Origin of the sequence: Pseudomonas faucium, from assembly GCF_021602585.1 — a bacterium.
Classification (GTDB): Bacteria; Pseudomonadota; Gammaproteobacteria; order Pseudomonadales; family Pseudomonadaceae; genus Aquipseudomonas; species Aquipseudomonas faucium.
In genome coordinates this window covers 1-566 of sequence record NZ_BQIP01000065.1, presented here as the reverse complement: position 1 = coordinate 566, position 566 = coordinate 1, and the positions used below count along the sequence as shown (strand labels likewise).

Sequence of the window (566 nt, the reverse complement as noted above, 5' to 3'; positions counted from 1 at the left end):
GATGCGCCGCATGATCTTGCCCGAGCGGGTTTTCGGCAGCCCCGGCGCCCACTGGATCACGTCCGGCGAGGCGATCGGGCCGATTTCCTTGCGCACCCAGTTCTTCAGCTCCAGGCGCAACTGCTCGTTCGACTTCTCGCCGGCATTGAGGGTCACGTACACATAGATGCCCTGGCCCTTGATGTCGTGCGGCACGCCCACCACCGCCGCCTCGGCGATCTTGGGGTGGGCGACCATGGCGCTCTCGATCTCGGCGGTGCCCATGCGGTGCCCGGAGACGTTGAGCACGTCATCCACCCGGCCGGTGATCCAGTAGTAGCCATCTTCGTCGCGGCGCGCGCCGTCACCGGTGAAGTACATGCCGCGGAAGGTCTTGAAGTAGGTGTCGACGAAGCGGTCGTGGTCGCCGTACAGCGAACGCGACTGGCCCGGCCAGGAATCGAGGATCACCAGGTTGCCCTCGGCGGCGCCCTCGATCAGGTTGCCCAGGTTGTCCACCAGCGCCGGCACCACGCCGAAGAACGGGCGGGTCGCCGAGCCTGGCTTGAGCGCGGTGGCACCTGGCA

At 67.1% G+C, this 566-nt stretch carries 1 protein-coding gene; it reads right to left on the bottom strand.

Annotated elements, in window-relative coordinates; all coding sequences use genetic code 11:
• A partial coding sequence (locus L6D75_RS27175; RefSeq protein ID WP_236193981.1) for an AMP-binding enzyme occupies positions 1-566 on the bottom strand: 566 nt, incomplete at both ends.